This window comes from Lentzea sp. NPDC006480 (assembly GCF_040611995.1).
In the GTDB taxonomy this organism is placed as follows: Bacteria; Actinomycetota; Actinomycetes; order Mycobacteriales; family Pseudonocardiaceae; genus Lentzea.
The window spans coordinates 42,283-60,023 of the sequence record NZ_JBEXPJ010000013.1 but is presented as its reverse complement, the minus strand read 5'-3'; the positions used below and the strand labels follow the sequence as shown (position 1 = coordinate 60,023).

The 17,741-nt window shown below is 68.2% G+C and carries 17 protein-coding genes and 1 tRNA gene; 6 read left to right on the top strand and 12 right to left on the bottom strand.

Translation table 11 applies throughout. The features are described 5' to 3' along the window. Nucleotides 1–25: 25 nt before the first annotated feature. From ABZX92_RS08035 to ABZX92_RS08020, 4 genes are read left to right on the top strand one after another with little or no spacing between them, the layout of a single operon-like run. Nucleotides 26–1,009, top strand: a complete 984-nt coding sequence (locus ABZX92_RS08035; protein ID WP_355555262.1) for a tripartite tricarboxylate transporter substrate binding protein — start codon at nt 26–28, stop codon at nt 1,007–1,009. Then, nucleotides 1,006–1,497, top strand: coding sequence for a tripartite tricarboxylate transporter TctB family protein (locus ABZX92_RS08030; protein WP_355555260.1), 492 nt, complete (start codon nt 1,006–1,008; stop codon nt 1,495–1,497). Before ABZX92_RS08035 ends, ABZX92_RS08030 begins: the two co-directional genes overlap by 4 nt. Beyond that, a complete protein-coding gene (locus ABZX92_RS08025) occupies nt 1,490–2,986 on the top strand; it encodes a tripartite tricarboxylate transporter permease (RefSeq protein ID WP_355555258.1) in 1,497 nt (498 codons plus the stop codon). The genes ABZX92_RS08030 and ABZX92_RS08025 overlap by 8 nt, the downstream gene beginning before the upstream one ends. 43 nt (nt 2,987–3,029) lie before the next feature. Continuing rightward, a complete protein-coding gene (locus ABZX92_RS08020; RefSeq protein WP_355555256.1) occupies nt 3,030–5,987 on the top strand; it encodes a BTAD domain-containing putative transcriptional regulator in 2,958 nt (985 codons plus the stop codon). On the opposite strand, the gene ABZX92_RS08015 is transcribed toward ABZX92_RS08020, so the two are convergent. Both ABZX92_RS08015 and ABZX92_RS08010 read right to left on the bottom strand, forming a co-directional pair. Then, nucleotides 5,959–6,705, bottom strand: a complete 747-nt coding sequence (locus ABZX92_RS08015) for a hypothetical protein (RefSeq protein WP_355555254.1) — start codon at nt 6,703–6,705, stop codon at nt 5,959–5,961. The genes ABZX92_RS08020 and ABZX92_RS08015 overlap by 29 nt on opposite strands. 105 nt (nt 6,706–6,810) lie before the next feature. Further along, on the bottom strand, nt 6,811–7,614 hold the full coding sequence (locus ABZX92_RS08010) for a hypothetical protein (RefSeq protein WP_355555252.1): 804 nt from the start codon (nt 7,612–7,614) through the stop codon (nt 6,811–6,813). 149 nt (nt 7,615–7,763) lie between these two features. Between ABZX92_RS08010 and ABZX92_RS08005 the strand changes: the two genes are divergently transcribed. Beyond that, complete coding sequence (locus tag ABZX92_RS08005; protein ID WP_355555250.1) at nt 7,764–8,108, top strand: helix-turn-helix transcriptional regulator; 345 nt, start codon at nt 7,764–7,766, stop codon at nt 8,106–8,108. On the opposite strand, the gene ABZX92_RS08000 is transcribed toward ABZX92_RS08005, so the two are convergent. From ABZX92_RS08000 to ABZX92_RS07960, 9 genes are all read right to left on the bottom strand, one after another. After that, nucleotides 8,105–8,692: an ATP-dependent Clp protease proteolytic subunit gene (locus ABZX92_RS08000; RefSeq protein WP_355555248.1), complete on the bottom strand. Its 588-nt coding sequence runs from the start codon at nt 8,690–8,692 to the stop codon at nt 8,105–8,107. The genes ABZX92_RS08005 and ABZX92_RS08000 overlap by 4 nt on opposite strands. Continuing rightward, a complete protein-coding gene (locus ABZX92_RS07995; RefSeq protein WP_045314452.1) occupies nt 8,689–9,303 on the bottom strand; it encodes an ATP-dependent Clp protease proteolytic subunit in 615 nt (204 codons plus the stop codon). Before ABZX92_RS07995 ends, ABZX92_RS08000 begins: the two co-directional genes overlap by 4 nt. A gap of 57 nt (nt 9,304–9,360) precedes the next feature. Then, the gene (locus ABZX92_RS07990; RefSeq protein WP_355555246.1) at nt 9,361–10,185 is read right to left on the bottom strand and encodes an SMP-30/gluconolactonase/LRE family protein; all 825 of its coding nucleotides are present in this window, start codon (nt 10,183–10,185) and stop codon (nt 9,361–9,363) included. Beyond that, on the bottom strand, nt 10,182–11,084 hold the full coding sequence (locus ABZX92_RS07985) for a sugar kinase (RefSeq protein ID WP_355555245.1): 903 nt from the start codon (nt 11,082–11,084) through the stop codon (nt 10,182–10,184). The genes ABZX92_RS07990 and ABZX92_RS07985 overlap by 4 nt, the downstream gene beginning before the upstream one ends. Next, a complete protein-coding gene (locus tag ABZX92_RS07980) occupies nt 11,081–11,833 on the bottom strand; it encodes a hypothetical protein (protein ID WP_355555244.1) in 753 nt (250 codons plus the stop codon). Before ABZX92_RS07980 ends, ABZX92_RS07985 begins: the two co-directional genes overlap by 4 nt. Nucleotides 11,834–11,922: 89 nt before the next feature. Then, entirely contained in the window at nt 11,923–12,813 is an 891-nt protein-coding gene (locus ABZX92_RS07975) for a cellulose-binding domain-containing protein (RefSeq protein WP_355555242.1), read from the bottom strand. 228 nt (nt 12,814–13,041) lie between these two features. Further along, entirely contained in the window at nt 13,042–14,301 is a 1,260-nt protein-coding gene (locus ABZX92_RS07970) for a tetratricopeptide repeat protein (RefSeq protein ID WP_355555240.1), read from the bottom strand. 260 nt (nt 14,302–14,561) lie between these two features. Beyond that, nucleotides 14,562–14,635 (bottom strand) — tRNA-Leu (locus ABZX92_RS07965). A 51-nt stretch (nt 14,636–14,686) separates the two neighbouring features. Then, nucleotides 14,687–14,968 (bottom strand): metal-sensitive transcriptional regulator, encoded by a 282-nt coding sequence (locus ABZX92_RS07960; RefSeq protein ID WP_045314461.1) that lies wholly within the window; start codon nt 14,966–14,968, stop codon nt 14,687–14,689. Nucleotides 14,969–15,292: 324 nt separating this feature from the next. Between ABZX92_RS07960 and ABZX92_RS07955 the strand changes: the two genes are divergently transcribed. After that, the gene (locus ABZX92_RS07955) at nt 15,293–15,634 is read left to right on the top strand and encodes an Lsr2 family protein (protein WP_053737894.1); all 342 of its coding nucleotides are present in this window, start codon (nt 15,293–15,295) and stop codon (nt 15,632–15,634) included. A 111-nt stretch (nt 15,635–15,745) separates the two neighbouring features. Here ABZX92_RS07955 and pabB read toward each other — a convergent pair whose 3' ends face one another. Beyond that, nucleotides 15,746–17,731 (bottom strand): aminodeoxychorismate synthase component I, encoded by a 1,986-nt coding sequence (gene pabB / locus ABZX92_RS07950; protein WP_355555238.1) that lies wholly within the window; start codon nt 17,729–17,731, stop codon nt 15,746–15,748. Between the last annotated feature and the right edge of the window lie 10 nt (nt 17,732–17,741).

Here is a 17,741-nt window from a genome sequence, read left to right as displayed (position 1 = left end):
TCGCAACGAGGCGGAGGAGTGCTCGATGAGTGCAGGCTGGAGACGTGCGGCCGCGGTCGCGGCTGTCGGACTGGTGCTCGCGGGATGCGGTCAGGCGGCGAAGAAGACCTCCGGCGGCGGCGACAGCATCGGCAAGCTGGAGATCATGGCTCCGGCCGACCCCGGCGGTGGCTGGGACCAGACCGCGCGAGCCATGCAGACCGCGGTGTCCGGGGCCAAGCTCGCCGGATCCGTGCAGGTCACCAATGTCGGCGGCGCCGGTGGCACGGTCGGCCTGCAAAAGCTCGCCAACGAGCGGTCCGAGTCGTTCCTGATGATCACCGGCCTGGTCATGGTCGGCGCGGTCGAGACGAACAACTCGGCGGCGCGCATGGAGGAGACGACCCCGATCGCCCGGCTGACCGCCGAGGACGAGGTGCTCGTCGTGCCCGCCGACTCGCCGTACCAGGACGTCGAGGACCTGTTGGCCGCGATCGCCGAGAAGGGCAAGGGCGTGTCGATCACCGGCGGCTCGGCGGGCGGCACCGACCACATCCTCGCCGGGATGCTGCTCAAGGCGAAGGACATCGACCCGGCGAAGCTCAACTACATCCCGTACTCCGGCGGTGGCGAGTCGCTGGCCGCGTTGCTCGGCAAGAAGGTCGACGCCGGCATCTCGGGCATCGGCGAGTACCGCGAGCAGATCAAGGCGGGCAAGCTGCGCGCGCTCGGCACGTCCGGGCCCAACCAGGACCCGACGCTGAAGGTGCCGACGTTCAAGGAGCTCAACCTGGGCGTCGAGCTGACGAACTGGCGCGGGGTCGTGGCGCCGGGCGGGATCAAGCCGGAGGCCAAGGAAAGGCTCACGAAGCTCGTCACCGACATGCACGCGAGCCCGCAGTGGCAGGAGGAGCTCAAGAAGAAGGGCTGGACCGACACGTTCCTCAGCGGCAGCGAGTTCTCGACGTTCCTCAACAAGGAGGTCGGCCGCATCCGCCCGGCGCTGCAGAACATCGGGCTCGTGAAGTGATTGCGGCAAAAGTCGAGCAGTACGCGTTCGGTGGTCTGGTCGCGGCGATCGGGGTCTTCACCCTGGTCGACGCGACCACGATCGTCGCACGTGACGACAACGCGGTCGGCCCGCGCGCTTTCCCTTACGCTGTAGGGGCTCTGCTCGTCGCCACGGGGATCGCGGCGATCATCGCCACCGCTCGGGGCAAGCTCGGCCAGGCGGAGGAAGGCGAGGACGTCGACGCCGACGTCCACACCGACTGGGTCACCGTCGCCAAGCTGGCCGCGGTGCTCATCGCACATCTGGTGCTGATCGGACTGGTCGGCTGGCCGGTCGCGGCGGCGGTGCTGTTCTTCGGCGCGGCCTGGACGCTCGGCGCGGTGTGGTGGCGCGCGCTGCCGATCGCGGTGGTGCTCGCGTTGGTCGTGCAGGTGGTGTTCTCGTACGGACTGGGCCTGTCGTTGCCCGCCGGGATCTTCGAAGGGGTGCCGTTCCTCGATGGGTGACCTCAACGCTCTCCTGGAAGGGTTCGCGACCGCCGCGCAACCCGTGTACCTGCTGTACGCGTTGCTGGGCGTCACGCTCGGCACCGCGGTCGGCGTGCTGCCGGGCATCGGACCGGCGATGACGGTGGCGTTGCTGCTGCCGCTGACCTACACGCTCGACCCGACCGCGGCGCTGATCATCTTCGCGGGCATCTACTACGGCGGCATGTACGGCGGATCCACCACGTCGATCCTGCTGAACACACCCGGCGAGTCGGCCTCCATCGTGACCGCCTTGGAAGGCAACAAGATGGCCCGCGCCGGACGTGGCGCGGCCGCGTTGGCCACCGCCGCGATCGGGTCGTTCGTGGCGGGCACGATCGCGACCGTGCTGCTGACGTTGCTGGCACCGTCCATTGCGGACATCGCGGTGACGCTCGGGCCCGCGGACTACGTGGCTTTGATGGTGGTGGCGTTCACGACCGTGGCGGCGCTGCTCGGCTCGTCGCCGGTGCGCGGACTGGCGTCGCTGGGGCTCGGGCTGTTCATCGGCCTGGTCGGCACGGACACGCTGAGCGGGCAGCAGCGGTTCACGCTGGGCGTGGCGACGCTGGCCGACGGCATCGACGTGGTCGTGGTGGCGGTCGGGGTGTTCGCGGTCGGTGAGGCGCTGTACGTGGCGTCGAGGCTGCGGCACGGGCCGATCGAGGTCGTGCCGGTGGGCGGCAAGTGGATGACCCGCGAGTTCTGGGCGCGGTCGTGGAAACCGTGGCTGCGCGGCACTGCGATCGGCTTCCCGATCGGAACCGTGCCCGCCGGTGGTGCCGACGTCTCGACCTTCCTGTCGTACGCGGCCGAGAAGAAGCTCTCGAAGCGGCCGGAGGAGTTCGGACACGGGGCGATCGAGGGTGTGGCGGGCCCGGAGGCGGCCAACAATGCTGCTGCGGCAGGCGTTCTGGTGCCGTTGCTGACGCTCGGGTTGCCGACGACCGCGACAGCCGCGGTGATCGTGGCGGCGTTCCAGAGCTATGGGATCCAGCCTGGACCGTTGCTGTTCACCAACAACTCGGCGATGGTGTGGGCGTTGATCGCGTCGCTGTACATCGGCAACGTGATGCTGCTCGTGCTGAACCTGCCGCTGGTGAAGATCTGGGTGAAGGTGCTGCAGATCCCGCGGCCGTACCTCTACGCGGGAATCCTGTTGTTCGCCGCACTGGGCACCTATGCGGTCAACTTCGTGGTGGACGACCTGATCGTGCTGCTGGTGATCGGGGTGGCCGGGTTCTTCATGCGGCGGCACGGTTATCCGGTCGCGCCCCTGGTCGTGGGCATGATCCTCGGGCCGATGGCGGAGGAACAGCTGCGCCGCACGTTGCAGATCAGCGAAGGCTCGCTCACCGCGCTGGTCGCGAGCCCGTTCGCCGCCATCGCCTACGGCATCCTGGCCGTGATTCTGGTGGTGGCCGCGGTGATGCGGTTGCGGCGCAAGAAGACCGAGGTGACCGTGTAACGCTTCGGCCCGAGCGACGATCTTGGGGCGTGGGAGGACAACGGTGATCCGGCGGCCCCGGCTAGAGGGGCTGCTCTGCGCGACGAGGCTCACGACTCTCGTCGCACCAGCCGGTTACGGCAAGACGACACTGCTGACCCAGGCGCACACCGACCGTCCGGTGGTGTGGCACACCTGCCAGGAAGGCCATCGGCTGTTGCAGCCGATGGCCTTGGCGTTGGCGGCCGACCGGACCAGCGTGCCGGCGGTGTCCGGTGAGGACGAGGCCGGACGAGCGCACGCCGTCGCCGGGCTGCTGATCGACGCCTGGCCGTCGGATGTGCTGGTCGTGCTGGACGACATCCAGGTGCTGAGACAAGGAGATTCGGCCGTTCAGCTGCTGGAGGCGTTGTGCCTGCAGCTGCCCGCGAGCGCCCGGCTGGTCCTGTCCGGACGCGCGCTGCCGCCGTTCTCGTTGCGGCGCCTGAAGGTGGACGGGGAGCTGACCGAGATCACCGCGTCCCAGCTGGCGTTCAGCGTGGAGGAGACCACCGTGGTCGCTGGTCACGACGTGCACGAGAGGACCGGCGGGTGGCCGATCGCGGTACGGCTCGTCGCGGAGACGGGCACGGTCGAGGAGCTCGCCGACCTCGTCGATGAAGTGGTCGGCAGAGAACCGGAACAGACACGCTCCTTGTTGAGGACAGCGGCCGCGTTCGATCGATTCACCACAGATCTGCTTGTGGAGCTTGGGCATTCCGGCGCTCCGGCGATCCTGCCCGACCTCGCGCGACGCGGGCTGTTCGTCGAGCACGTCCGCGCCGAACCCGGCTGGTTCACGCTGGTGCCGCTGGCGCGCGAGTACGTGGAACCGGCGATCGGCGTGCACCGGACGGCGGCTCGTTGGTTCACGTCACGTGGTGAGTACGTGCGGGCGGTGGATTCCTTGGCCGCGCTGGAGGACTGGCCCGGGATCACCGCGCTGCTCGACGACGTGTTGCGAACCAAAGGCGCGGACGCGGTGCTCGCGGCGACCGGGCTGGTGCCGGACGACCAGCGCACCGCCGAGGTGTGGCAGCTCGAAGGTGTCGCTCATCAGCTGCGCGGCGAGTGGCGGCAGGCGGCGGACCGGTTCACGAAAGCCACCGAGGACGGGCTGACCGCGGAGCTGGCCTGGCGGATGGCGTGGATCCAGCACCTGCGCGGCGGGCCCGAGGACGCGTTGAAGATCTGCGACGACTGCGCGGACAGCTCGGACCCGATGCTGCTCAGCACCGCGGCGAGCGCGCACTGGGCGTTGGGCGACCTGGAAGCGGCGGAGGCCAAGGCGACTCAGGCGTTGGAGACGGCCACCACCGACTGCGCGATCGGCACCGCGCACACCGTGCTCGCGATGGTCGCCGCGGCACAAGGAAAGCGCGACGAGCTGACCGAGCACTACGACATCGCGCTGGACCACGCGCAGAAGGCCGGCGACGTGCTCGGCGTCATCCGCATCCGGTCGAACCGGGCGTCGCACCACGTCGAGGCGGGTGAGCACCGGGCCGCGTTGCGGGAGATCGAGGAGATGCTGCCGCTCGCGGACGTCACCGGGTTCGCGACGTACCGGGCGATCGGGCTGCACAACCGCGGCGAGGCGTTGCTCGGGCTCGGCCGGCTGGACGAGGCGGCTGCGGATTTCCATGCGGCGCAAAAGGTTTTCGAGTCGGCGGGGAGCTGGCTCGCGGCAGCGCCGTTGGTGTATCTGGGCGAGGTGCACCGGAAGCGGGGCGACCGGGCGTTGGCGGGATACGCGCTGCACGAGGCGTTGCGGCTCGCGTCGGCCAAGAACACCGTGCCGCACATGATTCTGGCGCACGTCGGACTGGCCGAGCTGTTCTCGGACGACGACCCCGATCTGGCGCGTGAGCACGCCCGCAAAGCGTTGGAGCTGGGCGAGAGCGTGGCGGCGCTGCTCGTGCTGGGGTGGCTCGACCACGACAAGGCCCGGTGCCAGGAGGCGGCGGAGATCGCGACCCGGCGCGGTGACCGGGCCGGGTTCGCGCGGGCGTTGCGGCTGCGCGGAGTGCTGGAACGCGACCCGGTGCTGCTGGACCAGGCGCTCGCGTTGTGGCGGGAGATCGGCAACCCGCTCGGCGAGGTCAGGGTGCGCACGGCGCAGGCGATGCTGATCGGTGGTGCCGCGGGCGAACAACTCGCTTCGGAGGCAAGACGACAAGCCGCGGATCTTGGTGCGCGGGTGCTCGCGGAGGCCGCGGCGAGCGTTGCCGAGACGTGCCGGAAGGAGAGCAGGCCGGAGCTGTTCATCCAGACGCTGGGCGGGTTCCGGGTGCTGCGCGACGGCGACCCGCTGCCGCCCGCCGCCTGGCAGTCGCGCAAGGCCAGGGACCTGGTGAAGATCCTCATCGCCCGGCGCGGACGGCCGATCACCCGGGAGGCGCTCGGAAACCTGTTGTGGCCGGACGAGGAACCGGAGAAGGTCGCGAACCGGCTCGCGGTCGCGTTGTCCACGGCTCGCAGTGTGCTGAGGGCCGGCACGGGAATCGTGGCGGAGGGCGACGCGATCCGGCTCGACCCGGACGTGCTGCCCGTCGACGTGGTGGCGTTCCTGGCCGACGCACGCGCTGGACTCGCTGCGGCACAACGCAACTCGTCGGAAGCTCAGTCACTGCTGGCAGCCGCGGAGTCCGCGTATCACGGTGACTTCCTGGAGGAAGACCCGTACGAGGACTGGGCCGGGCGGCTGCGGGAGGAAGCCCGGTTGATCTACCTGCAGGTCGTGGCGGTGCTCGCCGCACGGGCCGAGTCCGGTGGGGAGTACGCGCTGGCCAGCAGGTATTGCCTGCGCGTACTGGAACGCGACCCGTACGACGAGCCTGCGCACCTGATGCTGGTGCGCGTCCTCGCCGCCGGAGGGAGTCACGGGGAGGCGAGGAGGTGTTACCAGACCTACGTCACGCGGATGCGCGAGATCGAGGTCGACCCGCGGCCTTTTACTGCGAGCACACCGCGTAGGGCGTGATCGACCAGCGGATGGCCTGGCCCTGCGCGTCCGCCGCCTCACCCGTGACGGTCGCGCCGGGCCCGACCGGTTCGACGTCGGAGATGATCGCGCTGCTGCCGACCGCACCGCCGGCGCTGATCACCTGCTCGTCACCCTGACAGGCAACGCCTTTCGTCCCGGTCTTGGTCATCACGACCGACGTGGTGCCGCCGCGCAGGACCAGGCCGGGCCTGGTACCGCAGATCGCGTACGCCGTCACGTCCGCGTCACCGGACGTCTCGATCACGGCGCTCTTGAGGTTGCTCTTGGGCGCCATCTTCGTGAAGTGCACGCCGTTGTCCGCGATCTCCCCGCCGACGCCGAGCGCTTTCTGCTGGCCGGGGCACTGGGCCTCGGCGTTCTTCGTGCCGCTCTTGGCCACCAGGGTGACCTCGCCCGGCGCGCACTTCGCCCGCGCCTTGACCGTCCACTGCTGCACGGTCCCCGCACCGTGCTCGACCGCCGTGACCTCGACGCTGCTCAGGTCGTCGCTCGGCCGCACGCGAGTGATCGTCGTGCGCTCACCCGTGACCGAACCGCCGACCCCGACGACCTTCGTGCCGCTCGGGCAGCTGACCGACACGGACTTGGCCGACGACGACTCGGGACTGACGGCCTGCACCGCCACCACGTCGTCAGTCGCCGCGTGCGCGACCGCCGGACTGGTCAGACCCAGTACGAGCAGGGCCGTGCTCATCACCTTCACGTCCATCCCCCTTCGGGTCCGCGGGCCTGGTCAGCCCGCGGACCCGAAGGATGCCGCGCTCGATTAAGGCCGCCTTAAAGTCGGCGTTCTCCCAAATCAGGGGCAGCTGACGAGAACGTCGCCGTCCTCGGCGTCGAGGCAGGTGTCCACGCCGAGACCGCCGTTGAGCGTGTCGTTGCCGGCCAGACCCCAGATGAGGTCGTTGCCGCCCAGCGCGAGGATGTTGTTGGCCACCGGGCTGCCGACCAGGTGGTCGACGAAGTTGGTGCCGGTCAGGTTCTCCACGTCGCTCGCCACGTAGTCCTTGAGCGCCAACGTGTCGTAGCCGTCGTCGGTGCCCGAGCCGATGGTCGCTGAGACACCCGAGTTCGGGTGCAGCGCACTGCCGCTGTTGTAGTCGACGCGGTCCACGCCCGCACCGCCGTACACGGACACGCCGCCACGCTTCGGGCGCAGCGTGTCGATGCCGTCGCCGCCGCTGATCGTGCCCTTGGCGCGGGTCTCGATGACGTCGTTGCCCTCTTCGCCGTAGACGTAGGCGGGCATCGCGTCGGCGTTGGTGTTGTCGTAGTTGATCGCGATGCGGTCGTTCAGGTCACCCGCGTTGACCCGCACCGACGTGATCAGCTTCGTGGTGCCCGACTCGTAAGCGCACCGCACGATGTCGTTGGTGAGCGCACATCCGGCGCCCACGGCCAGCAGGTCACCGGAGTCGGTGATGGTGAGGTTGTGGCTCGCGGTGTCCAGCGCGACCACGATGTTGTTGGTCTTGCCGGCCTCGCCCTCGACGACCAGCTGGTGGTTGTTCACGTACACCGTGGTGTGCGGCGTGGCGTGGGCGACCGCGGGCATCGCGATCGCGGCGAGGGTGGCGGCGCCCAGACCGATGAGCATTCTCATGCTGGTTTCTCCCCTTTGGTGGTGTCTTGTTGTGCCGGGAGGAGCCTGCTCAGAGGTCTTTCAGCCACCTTTGAGTGGTTTTAGGGCGGTCTTTCGGCTGACAGCAGAACGCCCCTTTGCCGTGGTCGGAGTGCTGTCACCATGAGGAAATGGCGGAGATCCTGGACTTCAAGCGCGCACCCGAGCCGTTGTGGCGTGAGGCCTTGGGCCGCAAGCTGCGTGAGACCAGGGAGGCTCGCGGCGACCGGCTGGTCGACGTGGCCGAACGCGCGGGCATCTCGGTGCAGTACCTGTCCGAGATCGAACGCGGCCGCAAGGAGCCGTCGAGCGAGATGATCGCGGCGGTCACCGGTGCTTTAGGTATTGACCTGGCCGACCTGTTGATCGGTGTCGCCGGCCAGGTCCGCTCCCAGTACGTCGTGCGCAGTCAGCAGTTCATGACTTCGCGACCGGTCGGCCGTCCGTCCGGGCCGGTGCTCATGGCTGTGGCCTAACGCTGCTCGATCACCCTGTCCGCGAGCCCGTACTCGATGGCGCTCGGCGCGTCGAACACGCGGTCGCGGTCGGTGTCGTGGCGCAGTTCGGCCACGCTCCGGCCGGTGTGGCGGGACAGGATGTCCTCCAGCTGCGTGCGCACCCGCACCACCTCGTCCGCCGCGAGGATCAGGTCCGGGATCGCGCCACGCCCCTGCGCCGCGGGCTGGTGCAGTACGACCCTGGAGTGCGGGAGGACGACCCGGCGCCCCTCCGCGCCAGCGGCGAGCAGCACCGCGCCTGCCGCAACCGCTTGCCCGACGCACGTCGTCGCCACCGGCGCGTTGATGTAGCGCATGGTGTCGTAGAGCGCGAGCATCGCGGACGGGTCGCCGCCCTCGCAGTTGATGTAGAGGTTGATCTCCAGGTCCGGGTTGTCCGCCTCCAGGTGCAGCAGCTGGGCGATCAACGCGTTGGCCACGCCGGAGTCGATCCCGGTGCCGAGGTAGACGATCCGTTCGGAGAGGAGGTGCGAGTAGACGTCCATGACGCGCTCGCCGCGCGAGTCCCGCGTGATGACGTTGGGAATGGTGTAGGTGCTCATGCGACAGCTCCCGCGTGCAGTCCCAGCTGATGCGTGCGGACGGGGACGACCTGTCCGAGATCGCTGACGACGTGGTCGATGAACCCGTACTCACTGGCCTGCGCGGTGGTGAACCACCTGTCGTGCAGCGAGTCGGTGAAGATCCGGTCGAACGGCTGGCCGGTGTCCTCGGCGATCAGGCCGAGCACGGTGTCCCTGGTGTGGCGCAGGTCGTCCGCCTGCACCTCGACCTCGACGGCCGAACCACCGATGCCCGCACTGCCCTGGTGCATCAGGATCCGCGCGTGCGGCAGGGCGAACCGCTTTCCCTTGGTACCGGCGGAGAGCAGGAACTGCCCGGCACTGCACGCGAGCCCGAGCGCCAGCGTCGCGACGTCGCACGGCACCAGCCGCATGACGTCGCGGATCGCCAGCATCGCGGGCACCGAACCACCCGGCGAGTGGATCCACAGCGCGATGTCCTGCCGTGGATCCTCGCTCGCCAGCGACAGCATCTGGGTCGCCAGCACCGTGCCGTTGTCGTCGTCGAGCGCGCCGTCGAGAATCAGCACCCGCTGAGCGAAGAACCGTTCCCGCAGCCCAGAGCTGAAGAGCCTCTCGTTGTTCGTCATGTGCTTGACGATGCCGGGCAGGTCTGGTTCCGCGCCGCTTTCTCTGCTGTGGGCAGATCAGCCCACAGCAGGCACGTAGGCGTTCGCCGGTCGGCCGGGGATGTCGACGTCGACGGCGAACAGCGCGCCGTCGTGCAGGGTCGGGCGGCGCAGGCCGTGCTTCGCGGTGGTGATGAAGAGCCTGCCCAGGTCCTTGCCGCCGAGGCAGACGCTCGTCGGTTGCTTCGCGGGGAGGCGGATCTCGTGGTCCAGCCAGCCGTCCGGGCGGTAGCGGCGCACGACACTCGCGCCCCAGAACGCGATCCACACGTTGCCCGCGACGTCCGTGGTCATGCCGTCCGGGGTGTGGTGCGGGGCGTGCAGGAAGACGCGGCGGCCGCTCAGCTCGCCGTCGGTGTCGACGTCGAACCGGTGCACGATGCCGCGGGCGCTGTCCGCCAGGTACATCAGCGTGCCGTCGTGGGAGAACGCCGGTCCGTTCGGGATCGTGAGTCCTTTGAGGACCGGAGACGGCGTGCCGAGGCGGTGCAGTGCGCCGGTGCCGGGTTCGGTGTCGTACGCCATCGTCGTGACCCAGAAGCGGCCTGCCGGGTCGGCCACAGCGTCGTTCACGCGCATGCCCTCGCCGGCGAAGGACTCCAGCGTCGGGCCGTCGAGGAGTCCGGCACCGGCTCCCTTGGCCGCCATGAGTCCCTGCTCGGACGGGGCGACGGCGCCGACCGGGACGTCGAGCTTCGCGATCTCCTGGAACGGCGCGGGAACGTCGCCGCGGGTCTCCAGCACGCGTCCGGCCAGGAGATCGACGACGACGAGTTTCCCGTTGATCCAGCGAGCGCCTTCGCCGAGTTCCAGTTGCTCGAAGTTCCACTGCGTCAACGTCATCGGACGGTGCTCCCTGATTGCAGGTCCAGAAGGGCGAGGTCGGTGCGGGTGGGCAGGCCCTGCCAGTCGCCGGGCGTGGCGACGGCGAACGCGGCGACGGCGGTGCCGCGGTGCAGGCGGTGTTCCGGGCTCAGGCCGTCGAGGAGGCCGGACAGATATCCGGCCACGAACGCGTCTCCCGCGCCCGTGGTGTCGACGGCGGTGACCCGGTGGGCCGGCGCTGTCCACTCACCTTCTGACGTACGTGCGGTAGCGCCGTCCGCGCCGTGTTTGACCACCACTTGTCCGATGTTGTGATCATCACCTGCGATCGCCAGCTCGTCGTCGGAGGCGATCAACAGGTCCACGCGTGTCAGAAGTGGACGGATCGCCCTGGCCACCTCGTCCGCCGACCACAGCTTGGAGCGGAAGTTCACGTCGAGGCTCACCGTGCTGCCCGCTTCCCGGCCGAGGTTGACGGCCTCGGTGACCGCTGCTCGTGCCGACTCGCTCAACGCGCAGGTGATGCCGGTGACGTGCACGATCTTGGGCACGCTGACGTCGAACGCTCTCGTGACGTCCTTCGTGGACAGTTGCGACCCGGCGGATCCGCTGCGGTAGTAGAGAACCCTGGTGATGTCGGCGGTGCGCGGTTCGAAGAGGATCAAGCCGGTCCTGGCCTGCGCGGTTCGGCCGCTGACCTCGACCTGCTCGGCGAACAACGTGCGCCGGACGAGCTCGCCGATCTCGTCCTCACCCGTCACCCCGACCCACCGCACGGCGTGGCCGAGCCGGGCGACGCCGATGGCCACGTTGGACTCCGCGCCCGCGATCGTCAGTTCCGCGGTGCCACCGAGGCGGAACGGCCCGGTGGCCCGGAACGCACCCATGGTCTCGCCCAGGGTCAGCACGTCGGTCATGCGGTTCCTTCCTCGAAGGCGGTGAGGGTCAGGCGCCACCGCACGATTCCGCTCGCGGGCACGATCGCCACGGGTCTCGTCGTGTCCTCGCGGTCGAACGTCCTGCCGAGCATCGGTTCCACGCCGACGCTGCGGTACGGGTATATGTCCGGCCAGCCCTTCAGATTTCGCCACAACGCGATCGACACCGGTTGATCCGCGCATTCGACGTGCATGTCGAGTTGGTGATCTCCATCCACCACACGGATCCGATCGCTCTCCAGCACCGCACCGACCGCCGTGCCGTCGTCCGGGCCGAGGGTGTCCAGTCCGGCCGGCCACCGCTTCAGGACCGGCGCCGGGTCGGTGATCAGGACAGGGCTTTCGGGCGCGACGAGACGAGCTTCGGCGCTGACGTCGAGCAACGCGTGCGCGGCCCACACGAACCGGTAGCCGGGCTCGGCGGTGAGCTCGTAGCCGACGATGACCGCGCCGTCCTCGGTGTCGATGCGGCGGCGGAGCTGGAACTCCGGGCAGCGGACACCGCTCTCATCCCACGGCCTGCTCCACGCGTCCCCGTGATCGGGAAGGCCGCGCACGGTCGGCACGCACTCCTCCAGGCCGCCCGCATCGACGAACGGATCGCCTGGTCGCACGCCCGCGCGGGCCGGGTCAGGCCGGTGCCAGAGCCACTCACGGCGGGCGGTGCGCAGCGACGTCCAGCGCCCGCCGAGCCCGTTGTCGACCTCGACGTACAGCGGCACAGCCATTGTGACCTGCACGGTTAGTCCCTGACATGATCGAGTACGTGGTTAATTAGTAATTTATCTTGCCACGTTCGATCGCCGAGACCAACACCTCAGCCCGTCGCGCAGGCCGTTCCGTTGAGCGTGAACGACCGCGGAGCCGTGTTCCGGTCGCGCATCGACCCGAGGAACCCGAGCGACACCTCACCACCGGGCGCGATCGTCGCCACGTAGGACGCGTTGGTCGCGCTGACGGCCGCACCCCGCTGCGACGCCGACGCGTTCCACATCTGCTGGACGGTCTGCCCGTCGCTGAACGACCATCCGAGCGCCCACCCGTTGATCGCCGTGCGGCCGGTGTTCTTGATCGTCACGCCGCCCTTGAACCCGCCCGGCCACTGCCCCTCGATCCGGTACGACACCTTGCACGGCGGCGCGGGAGGCGGCGGCGGAGTCGTCACAACCGGAGGAGGCGGAGGCGGCGGCGCAGTCGTGGTCGGTTGCGGCTGGATTCGCTTGGGAGGCGTCGTCGCCGAGGGCACCGCGGTCGTTGTCGGCGTGGCATCCATTCCGTTGCAGGGCAATCCCCACAGGCCACGATTCTCGCGCGCCGCACGCTGTTCCGCTTCCGCGATCTCACCGGCCGCACCCTGCGCCCGCAACACACCTTCCCGGACCGCGAGCAACGCGTAGTCGGTCCCGTCGTCGAGCTCCAGGTTCACCTCGCCGGGCTCCACCGTCGTGACCCGGACAGGCCGCACCAGCAACGTCTTGGTGGCGAACGCGATCGCCGCGGCCGCCCAGCACACAGCCGGCTCCGCGAGCAACGAGATCCGGACGCGTTGCCCGTCGTCCAGCTCGACAGTGCGCCCGTCGACGATCTCGCGCACGAACCGCGGCACGTTCTGCCGCGCCTCCGTGATCAACGTCGGCTGCCGCGACGGCACGCGGGTGACCGGAGGTGGTGCCGGGCTCTCCGCGCACGCGCAGGTGAGGAGAACCATGAGAAATGACAAGAACTTCCGCACCACCAAGGGCTCCCGACGCGGTCGTTGAAACTTTGACGACCGTATCGGTCAGCAGGCGCCGTGCACTCCGCCGTTCGGAGTTGATCAACTACGCGAAAGGGAGTCCCGTGTGGTTCAGACCAAAGTTCGTTGTGGGCAAAGCGATGTTGAATGTCCTCAGGGGACGATGCGACGGGGTCCACTCCGGACGTCCCTCGCGGTCCATCAGGCCGGGCCACGTGCGAGGTAGACCTTCATGGCGGTGAAGTCGAGCGTGACGTTGTAAGGCTTGTAGAAGCTGTGCGCGAAGTCCCCCAGCACGTCGAACCCGTGCCCGTCGTGCAGGTTCCGCTCACTCGTGACGCTGTACGCACCCTTGGCGAAGGCGTTGCCGAGCCGCACTTCCTTCGGATAACACGGGTACACGGTGATCGGCAGACCGCCCGCCGCCGACTCCTCCGGCCGCTCGTGGTCGATCCGGATGCCCAACTCCTCGGCAGTGCCTCGGAACACGCCCGCGACGTTGCTGCCGGTGCCTCCGATGTGCAGTCCCGCCACGCGCGGCCCGGAGTCGGCGAAGCTGCCCCTGCTCAAGATCAGGTGGTCGCGGACGAGCCACAGCGGCAACGGCTCGGCACCCGCGCGTTCGGCGGCAATGCGTGCCTGCCGGGAGTTCTCCGGCGTGCGGCGGCGCAGGATCAGCTGACGGCCGGCGTAGTCGACGGTCGTCAGGAGGTGGTAGAAGATCGACGTGCCGAAGATGCCGTCCGAGTCGGCACTCGGCTCACCGTCCGACCAGTGCACGGGAATGTTGCGCAGCTCGATCTCGCCCAGGCGGAACGAGTCCAGGATCCCGTAGTAGAACCACTTGTCCAGGTACTCGACCTTCTCCTTGGCAACCACCTGGATCCCCGCCTCCTCGGCGACCCGCGCGGACACGTTCAACGGACCCACGCGCGTGTAGAAGGAGAGGCGCTTGGGCGGTCCGCCGTTGAGCGAACCCTCCACCTGCGGAATCGGGTCCATCTGCAGCCACGGCAACCGCGCGGTGTCACCGCGGATCTCGTACGGCTGCCCGCGAAACGCCTCGCACCACTCGGCCTCGGCCTCCGCACCGGCCGCGCGCAAGTGCGGAGCGGCCTGGCCGAGCTTGTCCTGCCGGGTGAAGCAGTCGGCCAGCACGCGGTTGATCGCCTTGTCCGCAGGCGCCAGCGCGACAGCCGCACCCAGGTACTCCTCGGCCTCCGAGAACCTGTTGCTCAACAGCGCCACATACCCGCGCTGACTGGCGGCGTGCACGTTCTGCGGGTCGCGCTTGAGAATTTCCTCGTACGCACGGCCTGCCTGCTCGAACTTCCCGGCCTTGAACAACGCGTCCGCGTCGCCCCCGGCCTGCGCGAGAGCCGTCCCGCCCAGCAGCGGCGCCCCAGCGGCCAGCACCGCCGCCGCACGCAGCACCGAACGCCGATCCCAGTCTCCGGCCAATGTCCCGCTCCTCCCCAGTAGAGCCAAGGTCGGAGCAAGTCAACGAAACACGGCGTCGCCAGCACGTATCCGAATTCCAATACACCCACGATATGTCCAAAGTGGATACCAGAAGCGGGGCTCGGACAACATCCACACGCACCCGTCGGGGGTCCGGGGGCGTAGCCCGCCGGACGGGGTCTGGGGGTTGTACCCCCAGAAAACACTCGGGCGGCCTCCGGTTCGCGCTTTCCGCGAACAGAGACCGCCCGGTCGAACGATGCCCCCGGTGCGACTCGAACGCACACTGGACGGATTTTGAGTCCGCTGCCTCTGCCGATTGGGCTACGGGGGCGTAGCTGTGTGAACTCTAGCGGATCACGCCAGCAACTTTCGCGCGGGGGCTCTACGACTTTACGAGACGTCCGATGGCCGCTGACGCTTCCGCCAGCTTGGCCTCGGCGACCGGGCCACCTTCCGCGGCGGCCTGCGCCACACAATGCTTCAGGTGCTCGTCGAGCAACCCCAGCGAGACCGCCTGCAGCGCCTTCGTGGCGGCGGAGATCTGGGTCAGCACGTCGATGCAGTATTCGTCGTTCTCGACCATGCGCTGGAGGCCGCGGATCTGTCCCTCGATGCGGCGCAGTCGCTTGAGGTATGCGTCCTTGTCCGCGGTGTACCCGTGCATCGGCCCCTGACCTTCCCTACCCCTGGCGGGTATGTCGAGGATACCCGCACCGGATGGGGGTGCGTTAAGTGCGACGCTGCTCCGTCAGCGGGAATGGTGAAGCGGCCAGCAAGCCCAGCAACAGGTCGAAGTGAGACGACTAGCTGCACATTTTGGACCCATAACACCCCTCCGGTTTCCCGGGGTAAATGACCCGACTGGGCGGTTGGGTCACATTTTAGCGGCGAAAGGTTCGCCGTTTTTCCTCATCTGGACTATGGTGTTGCCGGAGCACGTGGTTACGTCGAGGATCCGCGTGCTATGTGAGTACCCAACGGAGGAACAGTGGCACAGCAGACCGTCGTCCAACTCATCGACGACCTCGACGGCGGAGAAGCCGACGAGACCGTGACCTTCGCACTTGACGGTGTCGAGTACGCCATCGACCTGTCGAAGGGAAATGCGGAGCGGCTTCGCGAGTCGCTGGCGGACTTCGTCGCCAAGGCGCGTCGTGCGGGTGGCCGCAAGCAGCGCAAGGGCACCGGCAAGTCCACGGTGAAGGCCACCGACAAGGCTGAGGCGCAGCGCATTCGTGACTGGGCCCGGGCACAGGGGCACCAGATCTCGGACCGCGGCCGCATTCCGCAGAACCTGGTTGTGCAGTTCCAGGAAGCGCACGCCTCCTGACCTGCGCAAACACGCGAGGTTTCCACACGTCGGCCGGGCCGCCGGCCGACGTGTTAAACCATCAGGCACGAACACAGTCCGGTCTGTTCACACTATCCCCGGAACGTGGGATCAACGACCGGGAAAGTGCGCTCCGAACAGGCGTAACACCGCAGTCGCCTTGACCGCTGTCTCCTCGAATTCCTCGTCGGGGTCCGACAGCGAGATGACAGCTCCGCCCACGCCGAAACTGACCTGGTCGCCGTTCGTCACGAGCGTTCGGATGACGATGCTGAAGTCGGCGGCGCCGTTGAGCGAGAAGTAACCGAGGGCTCCCGAGTACACCCCGCGTGGACCGGCTTCCAACCCATCAAGGATCTGCATGGTCCGGATCTTCGGGGCACCGGTCATCGAACCACCGGGAAACGCGGCTCGAACACATCGGACGGCAGAACTGTCCGGTCGAAGTCTCGCCCGCACGGTGCTCACCAATTGGTGTACGGTCGCGTAGGTCTCGACGTCGAACAACCGCGTCACCTCGACCGAACCCACTTCCGCGCACGTGCCGAGATCGTTGCGGACCAGGTCCACGATCATCAGGTTCTCCGCCCGGTCCTTGACCGAACGGGCCAACGTTGTGCGCAACATCTCGTCGTCCGCCGCATCAACACCACGCGGCCGTGTGCCCTTGATCGGCGATGACTCCACGACACCGTGCCGGTCGACCTTGATAAATCGTTCGGGTGACGTGCTGAGCACGGACAGTTCACCGAAACGCAGCAACGCACCGAACGGAACGGGATTAGCGGCGCGAAGCAGCCGATAAGTGTCCCAAGTGTCCAGCGACGCCCGCCACGACATCATGTTCGTCAGGCACGCCTCGTACGTCTCCCCCGCCGTGATCGCTTCCTGGCACGCGCTGATCAGCTTCAGGTAGTGCGCGCGCGGATGCCGCAGCGTCACCGCGGACACGACGGGCCGGGAAGGCTCCTCCAACGGCCGCAGATCCGCCAGAACGGCCGAAACCTCGCCGAACCACGTGTCATCGGTCAGCGACATCAAATAGACGCACTCATCAACGTGATCGATGACCACCGCACGGTCCGCGAACACGAACGACGCGTCAGGTTGTTCCGCACGGTGGGCGTAGTCGCCGCCGCACTGCGCCTTCAGCTCGTAGCCGAGGTATCCGACCCACCCAAGTGCGAAGTCGAACGGCACATCGGGTTGTTCAACTCCCCACGCCGCGATGTCGTCGTCCATCCACGAGAAGAAGGACGGACACGGTACGTGCGCACCGTCGAGAGTGAGCACCTGGTCCGGCACGGAGTACTGCGCAACGCGCGCGAGAGGCCCGGAAGCGTCCCCCATGAACGAGAACCGCCCACCGGACCCGCTGTCCAGCCAGAACGACGTCTCAGAAGCCCGGTAGAGCGCTGCGAACGCCGCTTCCGCATCGACGGCCAGGTCGAGGCGCCGGACGTGCACAGGGCGCTTCTGAGGCGCTGGACGAACCTGCGCTGGTTCGGCTACGGCAGCGGTTCGAGTGGGCGTCAGCGCGGCGAAGTTCGCGAGCATCTCGCGTCCGAAGTCAGTGCAGATCGACTCCGGGTGGAACTGCACTCCCCACGCGGGCCTGTCGAGAGCGCGCACACCCATCAGCACGGAGTCGTCGCTCCACGCGATGGCTTCCAACGAGGAAGGCAGGTCCGTGACCGCCAACGAGTGGTAGCGCACGACGTCCAACGGCGACGGCAGCCCGGCGAACACGTCGAAGCCCGTGTGTGTGACAGGCGAGACGATCCCGTGGCGCGGTACGGGCGCAGGGCCCACCACGGCGCCATAGGAAAGGCATAGCCCCTGATGCCCCAAACACACGCCGAGCAACGGAATCTCGGCGTGGTCGATCACCGCGCGGCAGATGCCGAAGTCGGCGGGATTACCAGGCCGGCCCGGTCCGGGCGAGATCACCACGTTGTCGAACGACCGCAGTGAGGCAAGCCGGAAGCGCGGGTCGTCGTTGTGGACGACCACGGGCTCGGCTCCGTTCACCTCGGCGATGTGCTGAAAGAGGTTGAACGTGAACGAGTCGTAGTTGTCGATGAGAAGGGTGCGCATTGCAGGACGG